Raw genomic sequence first — 19488 nt, 5'->3', positions numbered from 1 at the left:
GTTTCCTAAGGATTCATGCTAATGGTTTGAAGCGTATCTGTTGTCATTACTTCCGGCTCCCATATTTCTCCCTGAGGAGCTTTCCCATCTGGTGGATTTGTTCCTTCCATGTTCATGATAAAACTGGATACTTGTTGAATTTCGAGAGGTTTTAAGGCATCCTGCCAGGGGATCATTCCTTTCTCCGGAATTCCATATTTGACTGACTTAAAGACATTCTTGATGCCGCCTCCATGCAGCCAGTAAGGGTCTGTGAGATTAGGGCCAATTCCTCCTTGTCCCACAGCTCCATGGCACGCAACACAATTGGCCATGTAAATGGATTCACCCTCTGAAATATCCTGAGCGGCTGTAAGGTGTTCAACCGTTTCTTCATTTACCATATTTGCCACTTTTGCCAGATAAGCGTCCTTGATCTTCTGAGCTTCCGCCATCTCGACTCGATACTCCTGATCGGAGGACCAATCCCCATCAATATGGTAGACATACATATAGACAAAAGAAATAACGATGGTGAAATAGAATCCATAGAGCCACCAGGGAGGAAGTTTGTTGTCCAGTTCACGGATACCATCGAAACTATGTCCCAAATCAATTTCAGATTCTCGAGAGACAGGAACCGCAGCGGTTAATTTTGCCTTGAACTTCTTCCAAAGATCCACCGGCTCTTTTTGAGCACTGGCTTGTCCTTCAGCCGAAGTTTCTGCCTTAGCTTCTCTTACCCGGGCAATGAGTGCCAGTATGGTAAAAGCCAGCGCAATACAAACAACGCTCATCCCTATGATCACCATCATGAGCAACCATAACAGGGATTCTTGTGAGGAGGCTTCCCCTGCCTGCCCCAGGACGGTACCGGAGGCAAAAAGCAGGATCAGCATACTGAATATATAGATGAACTTTTTATACATGATTTACAGCTTGTGTTAGTGTGTTAGAGCTCTTAGGTCCATCTTCCAATGGTAGAGCTGAAAATTCCTGGACTCTTTTTTTATCCATGCGGATGACGAAAAAGAGGACGATGAGGAAAAAGATGACGAAGATCAGGATGGCTATGACCGGAAAAAGGCTAACTCCGTCTATGCTTCTTAATGTTTCTTTATACATGATGCTTGTTATTTTTTGTTGTCAACCATGATATCTGTTCCCAGGCGTTGGAGATAGGCGATGATGGCTACAATCTCCCGATCCTTCAGTGCCTTGAGTTCTTCTTCCTCCAATTCAGAGGCTATATTATTCGCGATCTCTTCGGCTTGCTTCTGGAGGTCATCTGTAGCTTTTGCTGCATATCCCTCCGGATAAGGAACTCCTAAGGTTTGCATAGCTTCTATCTTATCAGCTGTCATACTGAGGTCCAGTCGATTTTCGATGAGCCATTCGTAAGAAGGCATGATAGAACCTGCAGAAGTACTGCGGGGATCCAGCATATGCTGATAATGCCAGGCATCTGATTTTCTCAGTTTAGGCGTTCCTTCCCTTGCGAGGTCAGGCCCTGTTCTTTTGGAGCCCCACTGGAAGGGGTGATCATATACAAATTCGCCTGCTTTGGAATACTCTCCATAACGCTCGGATTCTGAGCGGAAAGGACGTACCATTTGGGAGTGGCAGGTATAGCAGCCTTCCCGGATGTAGAGATCTCTTCCCTCTAGTTCCAAAGGCGTATAGGGTTGTACAGAAGCGATAGTAGGTACATTCGATTGAACCATAAAAGTTGGCACCATTTCGACGATTCCGCCGATAAGGATGAGGATCAAAGCCCAGAACAACATTTGAGCAGGCTTTCTCTCAATGCGTTTGTGCCAGTACTCTTTTTTTCCACTCTTTTCTTCTTTGGGGTAAGGAGCAGCTTCTACCTCTTCATTTGCGAGGAAGTCTCCGGCCTGGGTTGTGCGGATGATGTTATAAATCATCACAACTACACCTATGATATAAAGGCTTCCTCCCAGTGCGCGCATCCAATACATCGGTAATATCTGGACAACCGTTTCGAGGAAGTTTTTGTAAACAAGGAAACCATCTCCATCAAATTCTTTCCACATCAAACTCTGCGTAAGACCTGCCCAGTACAAAGGCACACAATAGAAGAAAATACCAAGTGTACCGATCCAGAAATGGAAATTGGCGAGCTTAATGGAGTGAAGTTTGGTTCTCCAGAGACGAGGCATCAGCCAGTAGATTACACCAAAGGTCAGAAATCCATTCCATCCCAGCGTTCCAACGTGCACGTGTCCAATGGTCCAGTCTGTGAAGTGGGTAATAGCGTTGAAGGTTTTTATAGAAAGTAAAGGCCCTTCAAAAGTTGCCATACCATAAGCCGTAACCGCAACTACCATGAATTTTAGAACAGGATCTGTCCGTACCTTATCCCAGGCACCCCGCAGGGTCAGCAATCCATTTAGCATACCTCCCCAACTCGGAGCGATCAGCATAAGCGAGAAAACGGTTCCCAGAGATTGTGCCCAGTCAGGTAAGGCTGTATACAGCAAGTGGTGAGGACCTGCCCAGATGTAGATAAAGATCAATGCCCAGAAGTGAACAATCGAAAGTCGGTAAGAATATACCGGACGATTGGCTGCTTTAGGAATAAAGTAGTACATCAATCCCAGATAGGGAGTAGTCAGGAAGAAGGCGACCGCATTATGTCCATACCACCATTGAACCAAAGCATCCTGTACTCCGGCAAAGATGGAGTAACTGTGCATCATACTGTAAGGAAGTTCAAGGCTGTTGACCACATGGAGAACCGTTACTGTTACCCAGGTCCCGATATAGAACCAGATGGCTACATAAAGGTGTTTTTCTCTTCGCTTGAAAATGGTCATGAACATATTCAGGCCGAATACAATCCATATCAATGCAATAGCAAGGTCAATGGGCCATTCGAGTTCGGCATATTCTTTACCCGTTGTGAATCCCATAGGCAGGGAAACCAAAGCCGAAAGAATGATCAATTGCCATCCCCAGAAATGAATCCAACTGGCAGTATCACTCCACATCCTCGCTTTACATAAGCGCTGAAGGGAATAATAGACTCCCATGTAAATTCCATTTCCTACAAAGGCAAAAATCGCTGCATTGGTATGCAGAGGTCGTACCCTTCCAAAGGAAAGAAGAGGGATGCCGTCCCATAAAAAAAGTTCTGGCAGTACCATCTCCAGTGCTACTATTAGACCAACCAGCATACCGGCCAATCCCCAGAAGAGAGTTGCAATAGCGAAATACTTAACAATTGTATTGTCATAGCTAAATCGCTCAAGGGATGTTCCCGATAAACCGGGATCGTCCGTCCTGACTTTACTAATCATGTTGAGAATCTGTTTTTTCGGTGGAAGTAATTTTGTCGTCAAACAGGATGCGCATAGCGGGTGTGTAAGCATCTTCAAATTGTCCGGATCGGATGGCCCAAATACAGGCAGCAAGGAATGCAGCTGCGACGATAAAGCCTAAAATGATGAGGACGAAAATGCTACTCATGTTTTTTCTGTTTGATGTGGCTAAGGTAGAAGCTCAGGTCTGCCTTTGGGATAACCCTGGATAGGGGGTGAGGTGACTTTTGTCAGTAGAGAAAATGACATTCAATCTTGTTGAAAAAACAGAGGGACAGATGCTTATCCGTCCCTTATAAATTCTTCTAATCGATATTCCTTTATTTTATTCCAAACCCATTTTCCTCGCCAGATAATAGGTGGATGCCATTCCCCAGAAAATCACGGAAATAGAACTGAGCGGCATGAGTATGGCGGCTACCAAAGGGCTTAGTAGGCCCTGTACGGCAAAAGCGAGGCCTATTGTATTATAGATGAGGGAAATAATCAGCGCGCCTTTTAAGAGTTTTTTGGAGCCCACAGCATATTTTATGAGGCTGGGAAGCTGAGAAAATCGCGCTGAATCCAGGATAATATCTGAGGCAGGGCTGAAGGATTCCAATTGCTCACTCAGGACGATTCCCAAATCCGCCTGCATAAGGGCACCGGCATCATTGAGGCCGTCTCCCATCATGATGACTTTTCTCCCTGCCTCCTGAAGATTTTTTACATGATCCAGCTTTTCATCCGGCAGTTGTTTCCAATAGAATTTGCTGTTTTCGGGGAAATGAGAGAGCAGCTTCAAGGCCCGCTTTTTTGTATCACCAGTCAATAGAGATAATTCGTAATCTTCCCCCAATTCTCTCAATACCGCCTTTAAATCTTCCCGTACGATTTCTTCTCTGTCAATGCCTGCTACCAGTTTTCCATCGATGGCGATACCAGTAATTCCTTCTTCCAATACTTCTTCAATCTCCGAAGCCAGAAGTTTGTCATTTCCTATTGCGATTCGATGATTTTGGCTAATCCCTTTCAAACCTGCCCCCGGATGTTCCTGGCTTTCTTCGAGTACAGCAGCAGGAGCAGCGATGAGTTCCTTGCTGATTTCTTTGCTCAAAGGATGACTGGACTCATTTGCGAGGGCTACAACCAGAGATTGTTCTTCCTGACTTAAGCTATGAAGTTGTTGGAAAGAAAGGTCAGCTCTGGTTTGAGTAAGGGTGCCGGTTTTGTCAAATATCCAGCTGTCCATCTCGGCAATGCCTTCCAATACCTGACTATCTTTAAGGAAAAATCCATTCCTTCCCAGCATTCGCATGGCATTTCCGAGGACGATAGGGGAGGAGAGGGCCAATCCACAGGGACATGCCACAATCAGGACTGCGATACCGACCTGCAGGGCAAATGAAAGACTCTCCTGAAAAAACCAGTAGCTAGCTGCCAGCAAAGCGATACCCAAAATGATGTAGGTAAAGTAGCGGGCCAGCTGATCCGTCAATCTTCGGAAACCAACTTTCTCTCCCGTACTTTTTTTGTATTTCTTCCAAAGCTGGCTGAGGTAACTTTCAGAAACCGCTTTGAGCAAGCTGACTTTTACCCCTTTTCCTATCAATTTGGCTCCTGCATAGACTCTTTCTCCTTCCTTCAATAAAACCGGAACCGATTCCCCACTCACAAAGCTATAATCCAGGTAAGCTTCTGTATCCAGCAAAAGGGCATCTGCGGGTATGATTTCCTCATTTCGTATATAGAGAATATCTCCTTTCTTTAGATTTGATAATAATACCTGCTTCTCTTTTCCCAGCTCAATCTTTTTTGCCGAAAGAGGAAAATAGGAACGATAGTCCCGGTCGAAGTATAATTGATCATAGCTTTTTTGCTGAAACCATTTCCCCAACAAAAGGAAAAAGACCAAACCTGCCAGAGAATCAAGATAGCCCGGGCCCGTTTGACTCAGGATTTCGTAGAGACTTTGGGAGAATAAGGCTAGAATACCCAAACTCACAGGGACATCAATATTGAGATTACCCAATTTGAGTCCCTGCCAGGCAGATTTGAAAAAAATATTAGCTGAATAAAACAAGACCGGTATTGCCAATACGAGGTTTATCCAGGAAAAGAAGTGCTGGAAATTGAGATCTTGCAGTCCCAGATATTCCGGAAAACTCATCAACATAATATTTCCAGCACAAAAGCCTGCGACTCCCAGTTTGTAGTAAAAGGACCTGTCCTTAGGGATATAGGTGTTTTCGTCTAAATCCTGAAGGTTAATATCGGGAGCATAGCCTAAATTGGCGATGAGTTGGGCGATCTCGGATAGTTGAATCTTATCTAAGTCAAAACGAAGGTTGAGCTTCTTCTCCAGAAAACGAACTTCTGCTCCTAATATGCCCGGATGTAACTTATAGAGATTTTCCAGTAACCACACACATGACGCACAATGAATTTGCGGAATTCTTAGTTCTATATGAATCTGTTTTCCCTGTCGAAATTTGATCAGTTTCTCAAAGGCCTCCGCTGTGTCCAGAAAGGAATAATCCTCGACCCTCTTTTTATTTCTGGCTGAAATTCCTGCTTGAACTTCAATCTCATAATAAGCCTCCATGCCTTTCGACTCCAGAATTTCATAGACCGTTTTGCAGCCTTCACAGCAAAAGTATTTCTGGTCCAGTTGAATTGTATCATCCGGACAGCTTTCCCCACAATGATAACATGACAAGGATTCCTTTTTCATGTGCATTTGATATATAGACCGGAAACAAGTACGGGAAGATTTATCCTAAAATTCCTGCCGAAAGTGGGGAAGGGGAGTGACTATTGTCATTTCAATCGAGGAGTCTATGTTCTAGATTTGATATCAGAGTAGAGTTAGCAATACCCAAATCAGGGAGCTATGTGTGTTTGGAAATCCGATATTAACGGCTTTTTATTTTGCATTTAGATATAGATTTCCACGTTTCAGTCAGCCCGCACCAGGTGTGCGGGCTGCTTCTTTTTTGTATACACGGGAATAAAAAAATTTGGATATACTATTAATTTAATTATATATTTATATTGAATCTATTTAATAAATATTAGTAACCTTTATTTAATAAGTCCCGTAATCTCACCAAGACTCAACAAAGAATGGCAAGATTATCTTTATCACAGAATGAATTCAAGATCCTCGCAGTGCTTTCCTCTGGAGAGCAAAAGCATGGATACGGAATCTTGAAGTTGATTAATGATGCGGCCCCCGTAGAGCGGAAGATCCTGATAGGGAGTTTGTATAACACCCTTAAAGGCATGGAAAAGAAGGGCTTTGTTGAGAGTGTTTGGGCAGAGAGAGATGCCAATGATCATAAACCACAAAGGCGGTATTATAAGATCACTGGTTTGGGAGAAAGGGTATATCGAGAAGATGAGGAGGTTTTAGTCTCCATTTGGCTGAAGACCCAGAATCCCATTCTCAAGAAATTCGCACACTAATAGAAACCACTTAATTATGATAATATTCCGTAAACTCAGGCCGAAGACAAAGCGCCTAAAGGGGAAGAACTTTATCGTAATACCAGCTCCCCCCAATGTCTTGAATGCAAAGTATTTTGCATGCGGGAACTACATCCTGATGTGGAAGAGAAGAAAATCCATATGGGAATACACTCCTGCGAGAAAAGCCATTGCTCTAACTATTCCCTACCTGGGTCATCCGGGATTTCGTATGGAATGGGAAGATGTAGTCTGCAACTTTTACGATCTGCTTGACGATCACAGAAGCGAAAGACGGTATTCACAAATTGTCCGTGTTTTAAATGGCGGACTTCACGGATTTTCCTTGTTCAGTCATCTGCTTTACTTGTGGGTGCTATGGGGCTACGAAAAAATAGCCCTTCGAAAGTTCGTTTAACATAGCTGGGAGACCCTACCTCGTCCTTATCTCCCTTAGGCTAACAATCATTTTTCAAACTTATTAAACCAAAGAAGAATAGACTTCCGGGTACCCGGACTTTAGACTATTGCAAAACCCTATCATGACCCTTAGCTATTTTAAAGGTAGTCAATAACAGGCATTAGCTCTATTGCTCCCCTCGTCCATCCAGTGAAGGAGATTCTAAGATGATCAGATCCACATAATATTTGATAAGCTATCAATAGAGATAGGCTTTCAACACAGCTGCATGTTCACTCATATGGCTGAAAGGGAAGACTATATCTCAGGAAACCTGATCCCTATTTTTTTAACCTCTCTAATTCATGATCATGCGACGATATCAAAAAATACTTATCCTGCTCTTTTTTCTCTACCAGCAAAGCCTTTACAGCCAGCAGCTAAACGTGAATCTGCCTTTGGGAATCATGGATGGTTTCCCTGAATTTGGTACTTATGAATATGAGGAAGAAAAGGAACTACGAAATGAAAGTCAGCCCAGAATAGAAAAAGTAAAACGAGGACTCCGACTCAGTACAGTTTACAATTTGAGCATAGGTGCAGGCCTTTTGATTTTGCCTCCAAAAGTTACCAACTGGAAGCGGGAAGATTTTTTCAAGACTGCTGGACCCAATTTGGGGAAGGCCTGGACCAAGGAACCGGTTTGGGATAGAGACGCTATGCTAACCAATTATGTGGGGCATCCCTATCAGGGAGCATTTTATTACAATAGCATGAGAAGCCAGGGAGCCAAAGTCTGGGAAAGTTCTCTTTTTTGCGTGGGACAAAGCCTTATGTGGGAATTTGTTTTTGAAGCCATCAAAGAACAACCCAGTCGGCAGGACCTTATTACTACCCCTGTAGGAGGCATTCTCTTTGGAGAATTGATTCATCGATCTACCCTTCGTATGCGGCGAGGAGGATTCCGTACCTGGGAAAAAATTTTGGTGACAGTTTTTAATCCCTCCTATGTCCTGAACAATGGGTATCGGTAAAGGCAGCTGAAAGCTGCCAAATTCTACTTCCAGTTTAAATAGAATGCAATAGCTATGAAAGTATGTACTTCATGGGTCTTTCTGTGCATCTTCCTGTGTATGGGGAAATGTTTGGGCCAAAGATCAGGCATCTCCTATTTCTTCGACAATGACCTGCTCTTTATCACAGAAAATGAAGACCGCGACTATACCCTGGGAATGGGAGTGAATTTTTACCATTCACAGGAAAATAAATCTATGGCCGGAGCTATACACAGGCATTTAGATGGCATATTAGGATGGGAATCCCTGCTACTGAATGCATCGATCCATACCTACAGCACTTCCCTGGAGCTCCGGCTTTTTACCCCAGATGATTTACAAGCAAGCGAACCCATCCGGATAGATCGGCCCTATGCCTCTATCCTGACTTTGGGGAGTAGCAGGAATAGTCAGTTTATAGAAAAGGGATTGCGGATAAAGAGTCAATTTGAGATAGGACTTTTGGGGTTTTTTGCAGCCAAACAGGTGCAGAGTGCAGCACATGCGATGGTCCGAAGCTTGCGGCAAAGAGAGGATCCCTATGAACCCCAAGGTTGGCAAAATCAGATCTCACGGGGAGGCGAATTCACCTTCCGATATAGCATCGGAGTAGAACAGAAGATCGGGATGCTCAGTTGGAAAAGCAGAAAGCGGCAAGGTGTGAAACATCTAGAAAGCACCCTATTTTCTGAACTTAGTTTGGGATACAGATCATACCTGGGTTCAGGCCTGAAGTTGAAACTCGGTTGGATACCGAATAAAGCTTCTGATAAAACAGGTATTTACCTCCATAGCAGTCTGGCAGGGGAGCTAGTTGGATACAATGCCCTGCTACAAGGTCAATTCCGGTATTCGGTCCACAGACTTAGCTACAAAAGCCTAAATAATTGGCTATATCGGGCTAGCGTTGGGCTTTGCTATCAAGGGAAAGATTGGGAGCTGGATTATAGTCTTTTTCTCCGGAATGCAGAGTTTGCTCCTACAGATCATCCCATTCATTATTGGGGGGCTTTGAAGCTGAGTTTTTGGAGATAAATTAGCGATCCAGCCATTCCTTAAAGGCAGGGGCTTTTTTACTACTGATCACAAGGTTTTCTTTGGCCGGAGGTTCTACTTCCAGACTCAGTCGGCCTTTGAAATAGCTGTTTACTTTTTTGATAGCCGGGAAATGGATGAGAACATTGCGGGTGATGCGAAAGAAGAATTCGGGATCCAGTTCCTGGCTTAGTTGGTCCAGCGAATAACTGACAGGATAGTTTTTGTTATCCAGGGTACGTAGGAGGACCAAATTTCCATCGGCATGAAAATAAGCGATCTCAGAGGTCGGTATAGAAAAGAGCGAGGCTCCCCTTTTTACCAGAAATCGATGTTTGTATTTGGGTTGGTAGAGCTGAATCTCCTCGGCCAGTTTTCGGTAGTCAATCCGGGGACTGGGAGGATTGATGTCTTTCCATTTATCCAGGGCAGAATAGAGTTCTTCGGCAAGCACAGGTTTTAGCAAATAATCAATGCTATTGAGTTTAAAAGCCCGTATGGCATATTCATCAAAAGCAGTAGTAAAAATGATGGGTTTTCGCAGCTCTATTTTTTCAAAAATATCAAAGCTGATTCCATCTGTCAGCTGGATATCCATCAGGACCAAATCTACTTTTTCCTGATGATCTTTCAACCAGGCAGTCGCTTTGGCAACACTTCTCAGGGTTGCCAGAATCTCTACCTGTTCAGGATAGTCTTTGAGGATTTGCTGCAAATTGCGGGCAGCGATGATTTCATCCTCAATGATGAGTATATGCAAACTTCGATTCATGGATACCTGAAATCTTTAGCAGGGGAATAATAACTCGGTAGGAGGAAGGATTTTCCTCAATTTTAATGCTACGATCCGATAAAAGCTGATAACGATTATCAATATTTTCAAGCCCTATGCCCATAGAAGGTGTATGGTCTTCTTTCTCTTGCCTGGAATTGTGGACGGTGATTTGATCACCCCTTTGTTCGATATGAATTTTCAGAGGGTGATCCTCATCGAATGCATTGTGTTTGATCGCATTTTCTACCAACATCTGAAGGCTCATAGGAGGGATGTGATACTCTCGCTTCTGTTCTTCCAGCGTAAGTTCGATTTCTATATCCTGGGGAAAGCGTACCCGGATCAGGTAGAGGTAAGCTTCCAGGGTTTCCAGTTCCTCTTCCAGGGAAATCAATTCTTCATTTCGCTTCGCCAACACTTGCCGATACAATTCCGATAACTTATGCAAATAGGCTTTGGCTTGCTGAGGTTCCTGATCAATCAGACCGTATAGGGTATTGAAATTATTAAAGAGGAAATGTGGGGAAATCTGATTTCTTAAAGTTCGCAGCCGAGCTTTTACATTCTCCTTTTTCAATTGCTCGCTTTTTACGGCTTCTTCCTTCCAGCGTCTAACCAGAAATATGATCTGATGAATGGTATTGGCAATGACCACTGTGAGGAAGATCTGAATTCCAATGGAAGTAATATGGTAAAGTCCAATAGAATCAACTGAACCATTGCGAATCTCCCAGTTTTTAAAGGGAATATACATGGCAAATACTATGACCAGGCAAATTGCCAGGCTGAGGAGAAAGGGAAGCAATATGCTCTTGAAGAAACCTTGAGGCTTGGGATACTTTCTTTGATAGTATCGGGTGATCTGGTGGTCAATTTCAAACACCAGAATTACCGGCAAGGTCAGGATAAAAAAGCCCAGCCAGCTGGAATCCATTTCATTGAAATAATGCAGGATGTACACGAATACATACAGCATTGTGCCAATAACAAAAGGGATAAGTAAACGGACCAGGCCTTGTTCTGCTTTGAACATATTGCTTCTCAATTAAAGAGGTCTCGCCATTTGGTAGTTCCAGCGAAAGCTTAGAGCGACCAGAACAGCTACTATAAAAGTATGGATTGTTATCAACAATGGCGTACCCCAAATGAGAGAATCTGCCAAAACACCTTGTTCCAGTAAACCATTTAGCCCGATGAGTATAATGCCAAAAGCGAGAAACATGGGGAGCAGGAAAAAGGCAAGAAAGTACCAGATCCTCCCTTTTGGAGCCAGGGATTTCCATGCAGTGATCAAAGGAGGAATCGCTGCTGCCAATACGAGCGCCAATCCTATCATCCAAATCAAGGTAAAGTTGTTTTCATTTTCAAAAATGACCCGTAAGCCATAGACTTCATCTCCTCCTCCCATGGCAGCCGTAAGTATGCGGGCGAAAGGGATATTGGCGAATATAAGTACGAAACCCAGGCTTCTTTTATCAGCCTCTCCAGTGAGTAAAAAATACCTGCCCAACCAAATCAGAGAAAAGGTAAATATGGGCCCCATAAAGGTCGCAATGATGGCCCAGGGATTAGCGTCTCGGCATCCTTCGCAGAGTCCCCAGACATTGAAATCTCTTTCTCCCCAACATCCGCAAAATCCATAGCCCGTGAAAATGTGTGCCAGTTCGTGGGCCTCTCCCAGCAATAGCATGAGGACAAGAAAAGCAAAGAGGGTTTTGAAACTAAGATTGACTTTGAGCATGGGATCTACTTTACAAATTTGCTGTATTCTACCAATTCATAATCCGGATCATACTGAACCAACTCTCTTAAAATCGGAGCATGTCCTGAGCCAAAGATTACCAGTATGCGCTCTTCTTCCTGATCTACAATGCGGGTGAGATTGGCATGGATTTTCAGGTTTCGCTCATACCATTCTGCGACTAGATTGGCTCCTGGATACTCATGCTTTTTCCCAATTTGCAGCATGGAGATGTACATACCGTGACCTTCTTTGATACGCTCCGGATCATTATGCCTGCCCAGGATTTCGGCTACTGTATGGCTCTTCATATATTCTTGTTCTTCCTGAATGAAATTTTGCATCCATGCATTAGCCTCAAGAAAGAAATCCCCCTGCCCATTTTCATTGGCATATTGTACCAGTTCGTTGAAAGGGAAATTGCCGGGAGCATCTATAGGATAGATATCAGCATGTCCTAATTGTTTGGCAAGGCGGAATCCGACTTGCTGGGTTTCACTTTTGCTGAGTGTGTGTTCACCCTTGAGGTACTGAGCATATCGTTGACGGGCCAGGGTATCACTTTTTGTTTGCCAGCGCCTTTCGATAGCGATTTTTGTTGGGCGAAATTTTGCAAGCATATCCACCAAATCCTGGATTTCTTTCTGGCGTTTTTCAGCCAATACATCATCCGCCTCGATATTGTGTACATCCATGCCCGGATTGTTCATGTGATAGCTTCCCAGGACGAGTACCTGATGTTTAGGGGACTTTTGGGGAAAGGCCTGACCAAAACTCATGGCCAATAAGATGAGGGAAAAGGAAAATTTGTGAATAAAGTTCATAGCGTGATTTTATTTTCATCTAAAATCGATGCTATTCTTTTTTAAGAGAAGTCATTTATATGTGAAGAAGGATATTTACTATGTGAAGGAAGAAAAAAAGGCCCTGAAATTTCAGGGCCTAAAGTTCTTATTCTGGCTCACTTTAGTATTAAAATTTTATGACCGTTGCTTCCATGAGAAATAAGTCGCCTTCTTTTGTATAGTAGGGATAAGCGGGTGAACTTTGATAGAAACTAAAAAAGAAACGATTGCCGGGGAGGACAAGATCATCATAAGCGATATCAGGCCCTGGCTTTTTTCGCAAAAGAGTACTGGCATAGAGCTCCGAATCTTTGGCCAAGTCAGGAAATTTATCTAAAACTTCCTGAGAAAGTTCAGGCTTTATTACTTGAAATCCTTCCCAAATCCCATCGAAATGGTGCCAAAAATAATGCTCTCCCTGAAAAGAGTTTGCCTGGATATCTACGGCTGAAATATTTTGCTGAAAGCCAGAGAAAGTAGGATCGGATACATCGATATTGAAATCCAAAGGTTTGAGCTTCTGTTCGATTCCTTTTGAGACAAATATTCCGCGCCTGCCATCCTCATCAAGGAAATCTCCCGTACTTAAGTAGGTAAAATCCCCAGAGATCAGAGGAAAACCGGGCGTAAATCCCATTTTATAGGAATCGTATATTTTTCCCAACTTTTGTTGACTGGGATAAAGGGTGTAATAAGCCATGCGTCCGCTTCGCACCTTATTATCCAGGCTTATCTCCTGAACCTGATTAACTGTACTGAAAGTAGAGATATCCAGACTATCGCCGGGATAGAGCATAGGGTCCTCAAAACTGTAATATCGATAGGCGTTCTCATCTTGAAGTTTTGCAATGATTACTCTGCCTCGCCCGGAAAGACTTGTGACTCCCAACTCAAGTTTTGCAGATAAACCATCCGGAGCAATTTTATTATAGTAATTGCCGCCGGGTCCATTTATAAAAGCTTCAATAGGCCGGGATGAAGTAATGGTGAGTTTTTTGTAATCAAAGCTAAACTCATCCGGAGCCGAATGGACAATAGATTTTGTTCGGATATCTCGGAAGGTCCTTACCATGACCTTTTTCCCTAAATAGGTATAGTTGGCATCACTAATATAGCTTATCGTATAAGCCTCAGCCTGAAAATTTTGCGGGATAGAAACCTGATGTGTTTCAGATGCTACAGGACTAAATGTGTAAATGTGCTTTCCATCCTCCTGTGAATTTATGGAGATGAAGGTGGGGATTTCACCACTTCCTTCTTCAAAAAAGAAGTCCATGGAGTCAATGAGTTCTCTTTGAGGAAGAGGAGTTTGTCCTTCACAGGAAAGGAGTTGTAAACCCAGGAAAAATAGGCCTATTTTGAGTAGTAAATGTTGTTGCATGATTCGCGTCCTTTCTTAAAGGACGGAACTGAATCCGGAAATGATGCATCAGTCCGAATTTGCCTGCTTGGTATTCAAACCCAAGGCCTGCACCATTTTGAAAAAGATCTCGGTATTTTCATAGATCCCTGTAAACGCTTCCGAACCGGGGCCATAGGCATAAACGGGAATCATAATGGGGGTATGTCCGAAGGTGCTGAATTTTAAATCAAATTCCTTGAGTTCCTGATCATAGTCCGTAATGGAAAGTCCACCGGTTTCATGATCCGCCGTTATGATGACCAGGGTTTGAGAATCCTGAGCTGCAAAATCCAGTACCTGCCCAATACTCTGATCAAAATCCAGCATTTCCGTGATTACGTAGTCGGCATTATTGTCATGACCTCCCCAATCAATTTGGGAAGATTCAGCCATAAGAAAAAAGCCCTTTTCATTTTGGGAAAGTCTGGCAATAGCGGTCTGTATGGCATTTCCCAGAAAGTCTCCTCGGCCTTCGATCATCGTTGGCATATCTTCTTCTGCACATAGCGCATATAGTTTTTTCGAATCAGATTGTAGCAGAGATTCCATGCTTTCAAATATCTCATAGCCCAGTTTTTTTAGTTCGTCGATCAGGTTTCGTTCGTCTTCACGCTGAGCAAAGTTTTTCATTCCCCCACCAATCACAACATCTACCTCTGTTTCCAGAAAATCTGCTGCTATGGCTTCATAGGACTCTCGATTTTTCTCATGTGCAATGAAGGCAGCTGGAGTAGCATGGGTGATTTTAGAGGTAGCAATCAAGCCTGTACTCATTCCCTGCTTTTCAGCCATTTCCAGAATGGTTTCTGTAGCTACCTGATCCGGGGTGACAGCTATTGCTCCATTGTTGGTTTTTTTTCCACTGGACATAGCAGTAGCTGCGGAAGCTGAATCGGTGATATAGCGATTGGCGGCAGTAGTTTTACTGAGTCCCACGGTCGTACATCTCTCCAATTGTAGCTGATTATTGTTGATGGCCATTCCTGCGCTCACCTGAGCCAGTCCCATACCATCTCCAATCAAAAGAATTACATTCTTAGCCTTTGCTGCCAGTTGAAGGGTATTAGCTTTATTGATCTTGAGCTGGGTGATCTCTGCTGCTTCTTTTCGCTTGACTTTCTGAGCTGCGAAAAGGAAGAAAAAAACAGCAGTTCCTCCGGCGAGAAAGATCAGAAATAACAGCAAAAAGCGGCCAAATTTTTTCATGGTAGTGAGATTTGAGGAATTGCAATATATGCATTTTATCTGCGGCGATCAGAAGCCTGCACAGATTTACACTGAATTTAGTTCGACTGGCTTTAGGGGAAAAAAGTGTATGATCTGTCTTCATGGGAACGTTCACATAAAGAGCCATTCAAGATGAAAAGATCACATGCAATTTTACCTATCATGATTGTTCAGTTATTATTATTTGTTTTCATGATGCTAACTGCTTGTGAAGATGAGACTCCCGGACTGCAGCGTGAAAATTCGAGGGAAAAACTCTTCTTCAATGGAGAGATTTATACGGTAAATTCTGCTCAAACCTGGGCCAGTGCGATCTACGTGAAGGAGGGAATCATAACATATGTGGGAGATGATGAAGGTGGAAAAGCGCTTGCAAGTGCAGATGCTGAGATGATTGATTTGAAAGGAGTTTTTATGATGCCAGGTATTCATGATGTTCACGTTCATCCACTGGAAGCGGCTACTGAGAATTTCCAATTTATCCTGAATGATAATATTGAAAATCCCGAGGATTATGCCAGAGATATTGCAGATGCGATGGAAGACAATCCCGGAAACGGATGGCTACTGGGATGGGGACATTGGATAAATGTTCCTCTTTCGGCTACTCGACTTCCCAAAGAAATTCTGGATGATGAAGCCCCAAATCGGCCCGTGGCTATTATGGAGCAAACTTCTCATTCGGTCTGGTGTAATTCTAAAGCCCTCGAACTTATGGGGATAGATGCGAATACCCCCAATCCTCCCGGCGGAATCATCATGCGGGATGAAAATGGAGAAGCTAATGGCTTGCTGATTGATAATGCTGGCAACCTTTTGCTCGATCTTGCTTTGGCTGCTAGCAGTGAAGGGGCTCAAAAGGATTATAATGGGCTGGTGAATGTTGCCTTGCCAGAATTGGCGAAGCATGGGATCACTTCGATTTGCGATGCCCGCACCTACTGGAAAAGAGAACATCATAAGAGCTGGCAGAAAGTAGCAGAGGAAGGTAAATTAACAGCCCGGGTAAATCTGGGTTTATGGGCTTATCCCACAGAAAATGACCTCAGCCAAATAGCGGCACTCAATGCTTTATATTCTGATGATCCCAACAGTCTTTTGAAGATCAACCAGATCAAACTCTATGCAGATGGAATCATTCATAATACAACATCTGCTATGCATGATGACTATTTGATTGACTATTTTGGCTTGCCCACAAATAATGGATTGAATTATTTCGATCAACAAAGAATGTCAGCCTATATAGCGGCCCTTGAAAGTAGCGGTTTTGACTTCCATATCCATGCCATTGGGAATCGAGGGGTACATGAGGCCCTCAATGCGATTGAAGAAAGTGGAAGCAGCCAGGGGCGGCACAGACTTACCCATATCGAATATGTAGATCCTGCAGATTACGGCAGGTTTGCACAACTAAATGTGACTGCTGATGCACAAGTAGCTGGAGACTTTACCCAACCTGATCAATGGCATGATAATGATTACCTGATCGGCGCAGCTTTAAACCAAAACAATATTCCCCTCAAAAGCCTATATCAGGCCCAGGCGAGGATTAGCCTGAGTAGCGATTGGGATGTCAGTAGCCTCAATCCGTTTATCGGAATCCAGCATGCGGTAAACAGAGAACCTCAGGCCCTAAGTCTGGAAGAAGCCGTAAAAGCTTATACCCTCAATGCAGCTTATGTGATGAGGCAGGAAGCAAAAGTCGGTTCTCTGGAAGTTGGGAAAGAAGCCGATCTGATCATTCTAAATAAAAATATATTCGATATATCTGCCAACAGTATTGGATCAGTTAAAGTAGATGAAACCTATTTGCAGGGCAGACGCATTTATGAAAGATAAAAAAGGCCCCTGGGCTTTTCCCTTCCAGGGGCACAGAATGATTAAAAAAATAATCTCTTGTACTAGCTGTCTATACTGTTTTGTCTGGATATGCTGAGGGAAAGGGGCCTTTTAAACTCATTGATAAATCTTCTGGACGTTATCAGCTCTGGCTGATGAATAAATTTTCTTAGGTTGGGCGCAAAAAAAGGGAAAAATAAGGCTGACCGCTATCACAAATGTTTCAGAGCTGAGGATTGGCTTTCCCCTAAAAGCAAAAATACCCGCCGAAAGATTTCCGGCGGGTTTGAAAATATGCTTCGAAAAGCTATTGTCAGGATTCTTGTAAGAGGGTCTCTACGTCCTTGATCAGTTGCTTGATCTCTAATTGTAGCGTTCCATTGTAGATGCCTCGGATTCTCTGTGTTTTATCTACCAGGAGAATATGTTCTGTATGGAGAAATTCTGTACTGTCTTTGGTGAAGCCGATATCTTCCTCTGCAAAATAGGAGGTCCTGGCCAGGTCATAAATCTTTCCTTTTTCCCCTGTCAGAAAATGCCAGTTATTGGAAAGGATGTCCTGATTTTTGGTATAGGTAGCTAGCCTTTCCACATCATCAATCCAGGGAGTAACACTATAAGAAAGAATGGCAAAATCCTCCCGATCTGCATAGGCTTCTTCCAACTCTTTGACGTTCTGGGTCATCACCGGGCAAACACTCGGGCAACTGGTAAAGATAAAGTTGGCTACATGGATACGGTTGGAAATATAAGCCTGATCGATTTGCTTACCCTCTTGATTGCTGAAAGAGAAATCCCCGATTCTATGAGTGATTTCTTGCTCTATACTTTCCCCTGCCTCTATAAAATGAGGAGTAAAATCGGGTTCATTATAATAGGGTAGGTGAAAGACTTCTTCTTTACATCCCACAAATAAGAACAGGATTGTGCAAAGCCTAATTCTTGAAAATACTGTCTGAAACATTTACGCAGTTTTTAGTCCCCAATAATCCAAATCTTCTCCCTTTTCGGATGATATAATTGGCCTTTACCTTTCCATTGTCATACCAAACCTTTTGAGAGCCTTCTTCCTGTCCAGCGACATAATTCATATCCAAAATCAATCTCCCTTTAGCATTCCATTCCCGATTATTTCCCTCATAAACATCATTGGCGAGTTGATAGCTAAAACGGATTTGCCCTCCTGGATAATAGGCAATATGTTCTCCCTCTTTTCGGCCATTTCGAAAAAAGCGCCGCTCTTTCAATTCATTTCCGGGATGAAATCGTGTCCATTTCCCATGCTCTTTTCCCCTTAGATAGTTTTTGATATAAAGAGTATCTGTGGTAGCGGGATAAAGTTTGTAAAGCATGCCCGAATAAGGTTTTTGCTCTACATAGGTTATGCCTCCTTTGGTTTTGATCTCTTTGCCTTCTTCATTTAGTATAGACAAACTCACCTTTCCTTCCTGCGAACTGCAGGACGAAAAGGCAAGCCAACTGAATAACAAAAAATTAACGAGTAAGCGTACCAGGATTTCCATAATATCCACTTCCGTTTATATAAGGATCGGCATCGGTTATATGGTAGTGATAGATTCCATCAGGAAAATCTTCGGTGGGATGTTCGTGCCCGTGAAATTCATCCAAATCAGAATTACTGACAGCATTTCCATCTTCCATAGGGCCATAAACTGGAAAACCATCCAGTAAGAAACCCATCAAGGCTTCCTGCCCTTTCTCTTGCGTGAGCCAAAAAGGTTCTACGTGATAGTGATAGGTTCCCTGTTGTTGAGGGTGGCCCGCATACTGATCGAATGAATTTATTTCAAAAGTCAAAGGCTCATTATTTGGCCCTGCGTACTGATTGAAAAAAGCCACTCCATTGAGAGCAACACCCATAGAACCCAGAGCTGTTGCGCTTTTGTTTGAAGCTTCGGTCGGATTCAAAGGAATTCTGTAGGTAACTTCTGTGGAGCTGATTCTGTTAGGATTCAGGCGAAAGTCACTATTTGATCCATTGTACGCTTCATAGCGATCATTCTCCCATTCAGTATCCTGATAATAAGGACTATTATGATCAGGGATTCCTTCTGTTTTAATTACAACAAACTCCCCATCAAGGTAGATATCGGAGGCTCCGTATATTTTTTCATAAACGGCTGGAAGCTCATCATTATTTGTAGGGGGCTCTTCCGGCGGAGCTTCACTTTCTTCACAGGCCAGGCCCGAAAAAATAAGTAGCAAAAGTGCCAGGAGATTTGTCATAAAGTTCATCTTTTTCATGTTCTTCGCTTAAGATCTATGTTTCATTAGATGTCATTGATTCTCAAATCCTTCACTTTTCTTTAATTTTTTTTCAAGAAGTATCTTTTTGCGAAGCTAGTTAGAGGAAAGCGGAGGTAAAAATCTATGTA

Annotated in this window: 19 protein-coding genes; 5 read left to right on the top strand and 14 right to left on the bottom strand. The window is 43.1% G+C overall.

What is annotated here, in order from left to right; all coding sequences use genetic code 11:
- Positions 1-5 precede the first annotated feature (5 nt).
- The 5 genes from R8P61_33445 to R8P61_33425 all read right to left on the bottom strand — a co-directional run bounded on the left by R8P61_33445 (position 6) and on the right by R8P61_33425 (position 6036).
- The gene (locus R8P61_33445) at positions 6-908 is read right to left on the bottom strand and encodes a cbb3-type cytochrome c oxidase N-terminal domain-containing protein (GenBank protein ID MDW3652027.1); all 903 of its coding nucleotides are present in this window, start codon (positions 906-908) and stop codon (positions 6-8) included.
- Positions 901-1104 (bottom strand): hypothetical protein, encoded by a 204-nt coding sequence (locus R8P61_33440; GenBank protein ID MDW3652026.1) that lies wholly within the window; start codon positions 1102-1104, stop codon positions 901-903. Before R8P61_33440 ends, R8P61_33445 begins: the two co-directional genes overlap by 8 nt.
- A gap of 8 nt (positions 1105-1112) precedes the next feature.
- Positions 1113-3302: a cytochrome-c oxidase, cbb3-type subunit I gene (gene ccoN / locus R8P61_33435; protein MDW3652025.1), complete on the bottom strand. Its 2190-nt coding sequence runs from the start codon at positions 3300-3302 to the stop codon at positions 1113-1115.
- Positions 3295-3471, bottom strand: coding sequence for a cbb3-type cytochrome oxidase assembly protein CcoS (gene ccoS / locus R8P61_33430; GenBank protein MDW3652024.1), 177 nt, complete (start codon positions 3469-3471; stop codon positions 3295-3297). Before ccoS ends, ccoN begins: the two co-directional genes overlap by 8 nt.
- Before the next feature lie 177 nt (positions 3472-3648).
- Positions 3649-6036, bottom strand: coding sequence for a heavy metal translocating P-type ATPase (locus R8P61_33425; protein MDW3652023.1), 2388 nt, complete (start codon positions 6034-6036; stop codon positions 3649-3651).
- A 392-nt stretch (positions 6037-6428) separates the two neighbouring features.
- On the opposite strand from R8P61_33425, the gene R8P61_33420 reads away from it, so the two are divergent.
- From R8P61_33420 to R8P61_33405, 4 genes are all read left to right on the top strand, one after another.
- Positions 6429-6770: a helix-turn-helix transcriptional regulator gene (locus R8P61_33420; protein MDW3652022.1), complete on the top strand. Its 342-nt coding sequence runs from the start codon at positions 6429-6431 to the stop codon at positions 6768-6770.
- A 16-nt stretch (positions 6771-6786) separates the two neighbouring features.
- Positions 6787-7188, top strand: a complete 402-nt coding sequence (locus R8P61_33415; protein MDW3652021.1) for a hypothetical protein — start codon at positions 6787-6789, stop codon at positions 7186-7188.
- Positions 7189-7541: 353 nt separating this feature from the next.
- Positions 7542-8204: a DUF3943 domain-containing protein gene (locus tag R8P61_33410; GenBank protein MDW3652020.1), complete on the top strand. Its 663-nt coding sequence runs from the start codon at positions 7542-7544 to the stop codon at positions 8202-8204.
- A gap of 54 nt (positions 8205-8258) precedes the next feature.
- Entirely contained in the window at positions 8259-9260 is a 1002-nt protein-coding gene (locus R8P61_33405) for a DUF2219 family protein (protein ID MDW3652019.1), read from the top strand.
- Between the two features lies 1 nt (position 9261).
- Here the strand turns inward: R8P61_33405 and R8P61_33400 are convergent, their stop codons facing one another.
- The 6 genes from R8P61_33400 to R8P61_33375 form a co-directional block, all read right to left on the bottom strand.
- A complete protein-coding gene (locus tag R8P61_33400) occupies positions 9262-10032 on the bottom strand; it encodes a LytTR family DNA-binding domain-containing protein (GenBank protein ID MDW3652018.1) in 771 nt (256 codons plus the stop codon).
- A complete protein-coding gene (locus R8P61_33395) occupies positions 10001-11068 on the bottom strand; it encodes a histidine kinase (protein MDW3652017.1) in 1068 nt (355 codons plus the stop codon). Before R8P61_33395 ends, R8P61_33400 begins: the two co-directional genes overlap by 32 nt.
- A 12-nt stretch (positions 11069-11080) precedes the next feature.
- Entirely contained in the window at positions 11081-11776 is a 696-nt protein-coding gene (locus tag R8P61_33390; GenBank protein MDW3652016.1) for a hypothetical protein, read from the bottom strand.
- A 5-nt stretch (positions 11777-11781) separates the two neighbouring features.
- Entirely contained in the window at positions 11782-12600 is an 819-nt protein-coding gene (locus R8P61_33385; GenBank protein MDW3652015.1) for a DUF5694 domain-containing protein, read from the bottom strand.
- Positions 12601-12748: 148 nt separating this feature from the next.
- Positions 12749-14002 carry a hypothetical protein gene (locus R8P61_33380; protein MDW3652014.1) on the bottom strand — a complete coding sequence of 418 codons (1254 nt, stop codon included), beginning with the start codon at positions 14000-14002 and terminating at the stop codon, positions 12749-12751.
- Between the two features lie 48 nt (positions 14003-14050).
- Positions 14051-15229 carry an alkaline phosphatase gene (locus R8P61_33375; protein ID MDW3652013.1) on the bottom strand — a complete coding sequence of 393 codons (1179 nt, stop codon included), beginning with the start codon at positions 15227-15229 and terminating at the stop codon, positions 14051-14053.
- 153 nt (positions 15230-15382) lie between these two features.
- Here R8P61_33375 and R8P61_33370 point away from each other — a divergent pair, with 153 nt between their 5' ends.
- Positions 15383-17092 (top strand): amidohydrolase family protein, encoded by a 1710-nt coding sequence (locus R8P61_33370; GenBank protein ID MDW3652012.1) that lies wholly within the window; start codon positions 15383-15385, stop codon positions 17090-17092.
- Between the two features lie 313 nt (positions 17093-17405).
- Here R8P61_33370 and R8P61_33365 read toward each other — a convergent pair whose 3' ends face one another.
- The 3 genes from R8P61_33365 to R8P61_33355 are packed head-to-tail and all read right to left on the bottom strand — an operon-like array spanning position 17406 to position 19357.
- Positions 17406-18056, bottom strand: a complete 651-nt coding sequence (locus R8P61_33365) for an SCO family protein (protein ID MDW3652011.1) — start codon at positions 18054-18056, stop codon at positions 17406-17408.
- On the bottom strand, positions 18028-18615 hold the full coding sequence (locus R8P61_33360) for a toxin-antitoxin system YwqK family antitoxin (protein MDW3652010.1): 588 nt from the start codon (positions 18613-18615) through the stop codon (positions 18028-18030). The genes R8P61_33365 and R8P61_33360 overlap by 29 nt, the downstream gene beginning before the upstream one ends.
- Positions 18587-19357, bottom strand: a complete 771-nt coding sequence (locus R8P61_33355; GenBank protein ID MDW3652009.1) for a YHYH protein — start codon at positions 19355-19357, stop codon at positions 18587-18589. Before R8P61_33355 ends, R8P61_33360 begins: the two co-directional genes overlap by 29 nt.
- Positions 19358-19488 lie beyond the last annotated feature (131 nt).

The sequence above is a fragment of the Bacteroidia bacterium genome (assembly GCA_033391075.1).
Lineage (GTDB): Bacteria > Bacteroidota > Bacteroidia > J057 > J057 > JAWPMV01.
This window is presented reverse-complemented; position numbering and strand designations above follow the sequence as displayed.

Excerpts from the sequence above, each read along its gene's own strand:
- R8P61_33405 (MDW3652019.1), top strand. The coding sequence starts at position 8,259 with ATGAAAGTATGTACTTCATGGGTCTTTCTGTGCATCTTCCTGTGTATG.
- R8P61_33380 (MDW3652014.1), bottom strand. The coding sequence starts at position 14,002 with ATGCAACAACATTTACTACTCAAAATAGGCCTATTTTTCCTGGGTTTA.
- R8P61_33375 (MDW3652013.1), bottom strand. The coding sequence starts at position 15,229 with ATGAAAAAATTTGGCCGCTTTTTGCTGTTATTTCTGATCTTTCTCGCC.
- R8P61_33425 (MDW3652023.1), bottom strand. The coding sequence starts at position 6,036 with ATGAAAAAGGAATCCTTGTCATGTTATCATTGTGGGGAAAGCTGTCCG.
- R8P61_33445 (MDW3652027.1), bottom strand. The coding sequence starts at position 908 with ATGTATAAAAAGTTCATCTATATATTCAGTATGCTGATCCTGCTTTTT.
- R8P61_33400 (MDW3652018.1), bottom strand. The coding sequence starts at position 10,032 with ATGAATCGAAGTTTGCATATACTCATCATTGAGGATGAAATCATCGCT.
- R8P61_33390 (MDW3652016.1), bottom strand. The coding sequence starts at position 11,776 with ATGCTCAAAGTCAATCTTAGTTTCAAAACCCTCTTTGCTTTTCTTGTC.
- R8P61_33440 (MDW3652026.1), bottom strand. The coding sequence starts at position 1,104 with ATGTATAAAGAAACATTAAGAAGCATAGACGGAGTTAGCCTTTTTCCG.
- R8P61_33410 (MDW3652020.1), top strand. The coding sequence starts at position 7,542 with ATGCGACGATATCAAAAAATACTTATCCTGCTCTTTTTTCTCTACCAG.
- ccoN (MDW3652025.1), bottom strand. The coding sequence starts at position 3,302 with ATGATTAGTAAAGTCAGGACGGACGATCCCGGTTTATCGGGAACATCC.
- R8P61_33355 (MDW3652009.1), bottom strand. The coding sequence starts at position 19,357 with ATGAAAAAGATGAACTTTATGACAAATCTCCTGGCACTTTTGCTACTT.
- ccoS (MDW3652024.1), bottom strand. The coding sequence starts at position 3,471 with ATGAGTAGCATTTTCGTCCTCATCATTTTAGGCTTTATCGTCGCAGCT.
- R8P61_33370 (MDW3652012.1), top strand. The coding sequence starts at position 15,383 with ATGAAAAGATCACATGCAATTTTACCTATCATGATTGTTCAGTTATTA.
- R8P61_33415 (MDW3652021.1), top strand. The coding sequence starts at position 6,787 with ATGATAATATTCCGTAAACTCAGGCCGAAGACAAAGCGCCTAAAGGGG.
- R8P61_33365 (MDW3652011.1), bottom strand. The coding sequence starts at position 18,056 with ATGTTTCAGACAGTATTTTCAAGAATTAGGCTTTGCACAATCCTGTTC.
- R8P61_33420 (MDW3652022.1), top strand. The coding sequence starts at position 6,429 with ATGGCAAGATTATCTTTATCACAGAATGAATTCAAGATCCTCGCAGTG.
- R8P61_33395 (MDW3652017.1), bottom strand. The coding sequence starts at position 11,068 with ATGTTCAAAGCAGAACAAGGCCTGGTCCGTTTACTTATCCCTTTTGTT.
- R8P61_33360 (MDW3652010.1), bottom strand. The coding sequence starts at position 18,615 with ATGGAAATCCTGGTACGCTTACTCGTTAATTTTTTGTTATTCAGTTGG.
- R8P61_33385 (MDW3652015.1), bottom strand. The coding sequence starts at position 12,600 with ATGAACTTTATTCACAAATTTTCCTTTTCCCTCATCTTATTGGCCATG.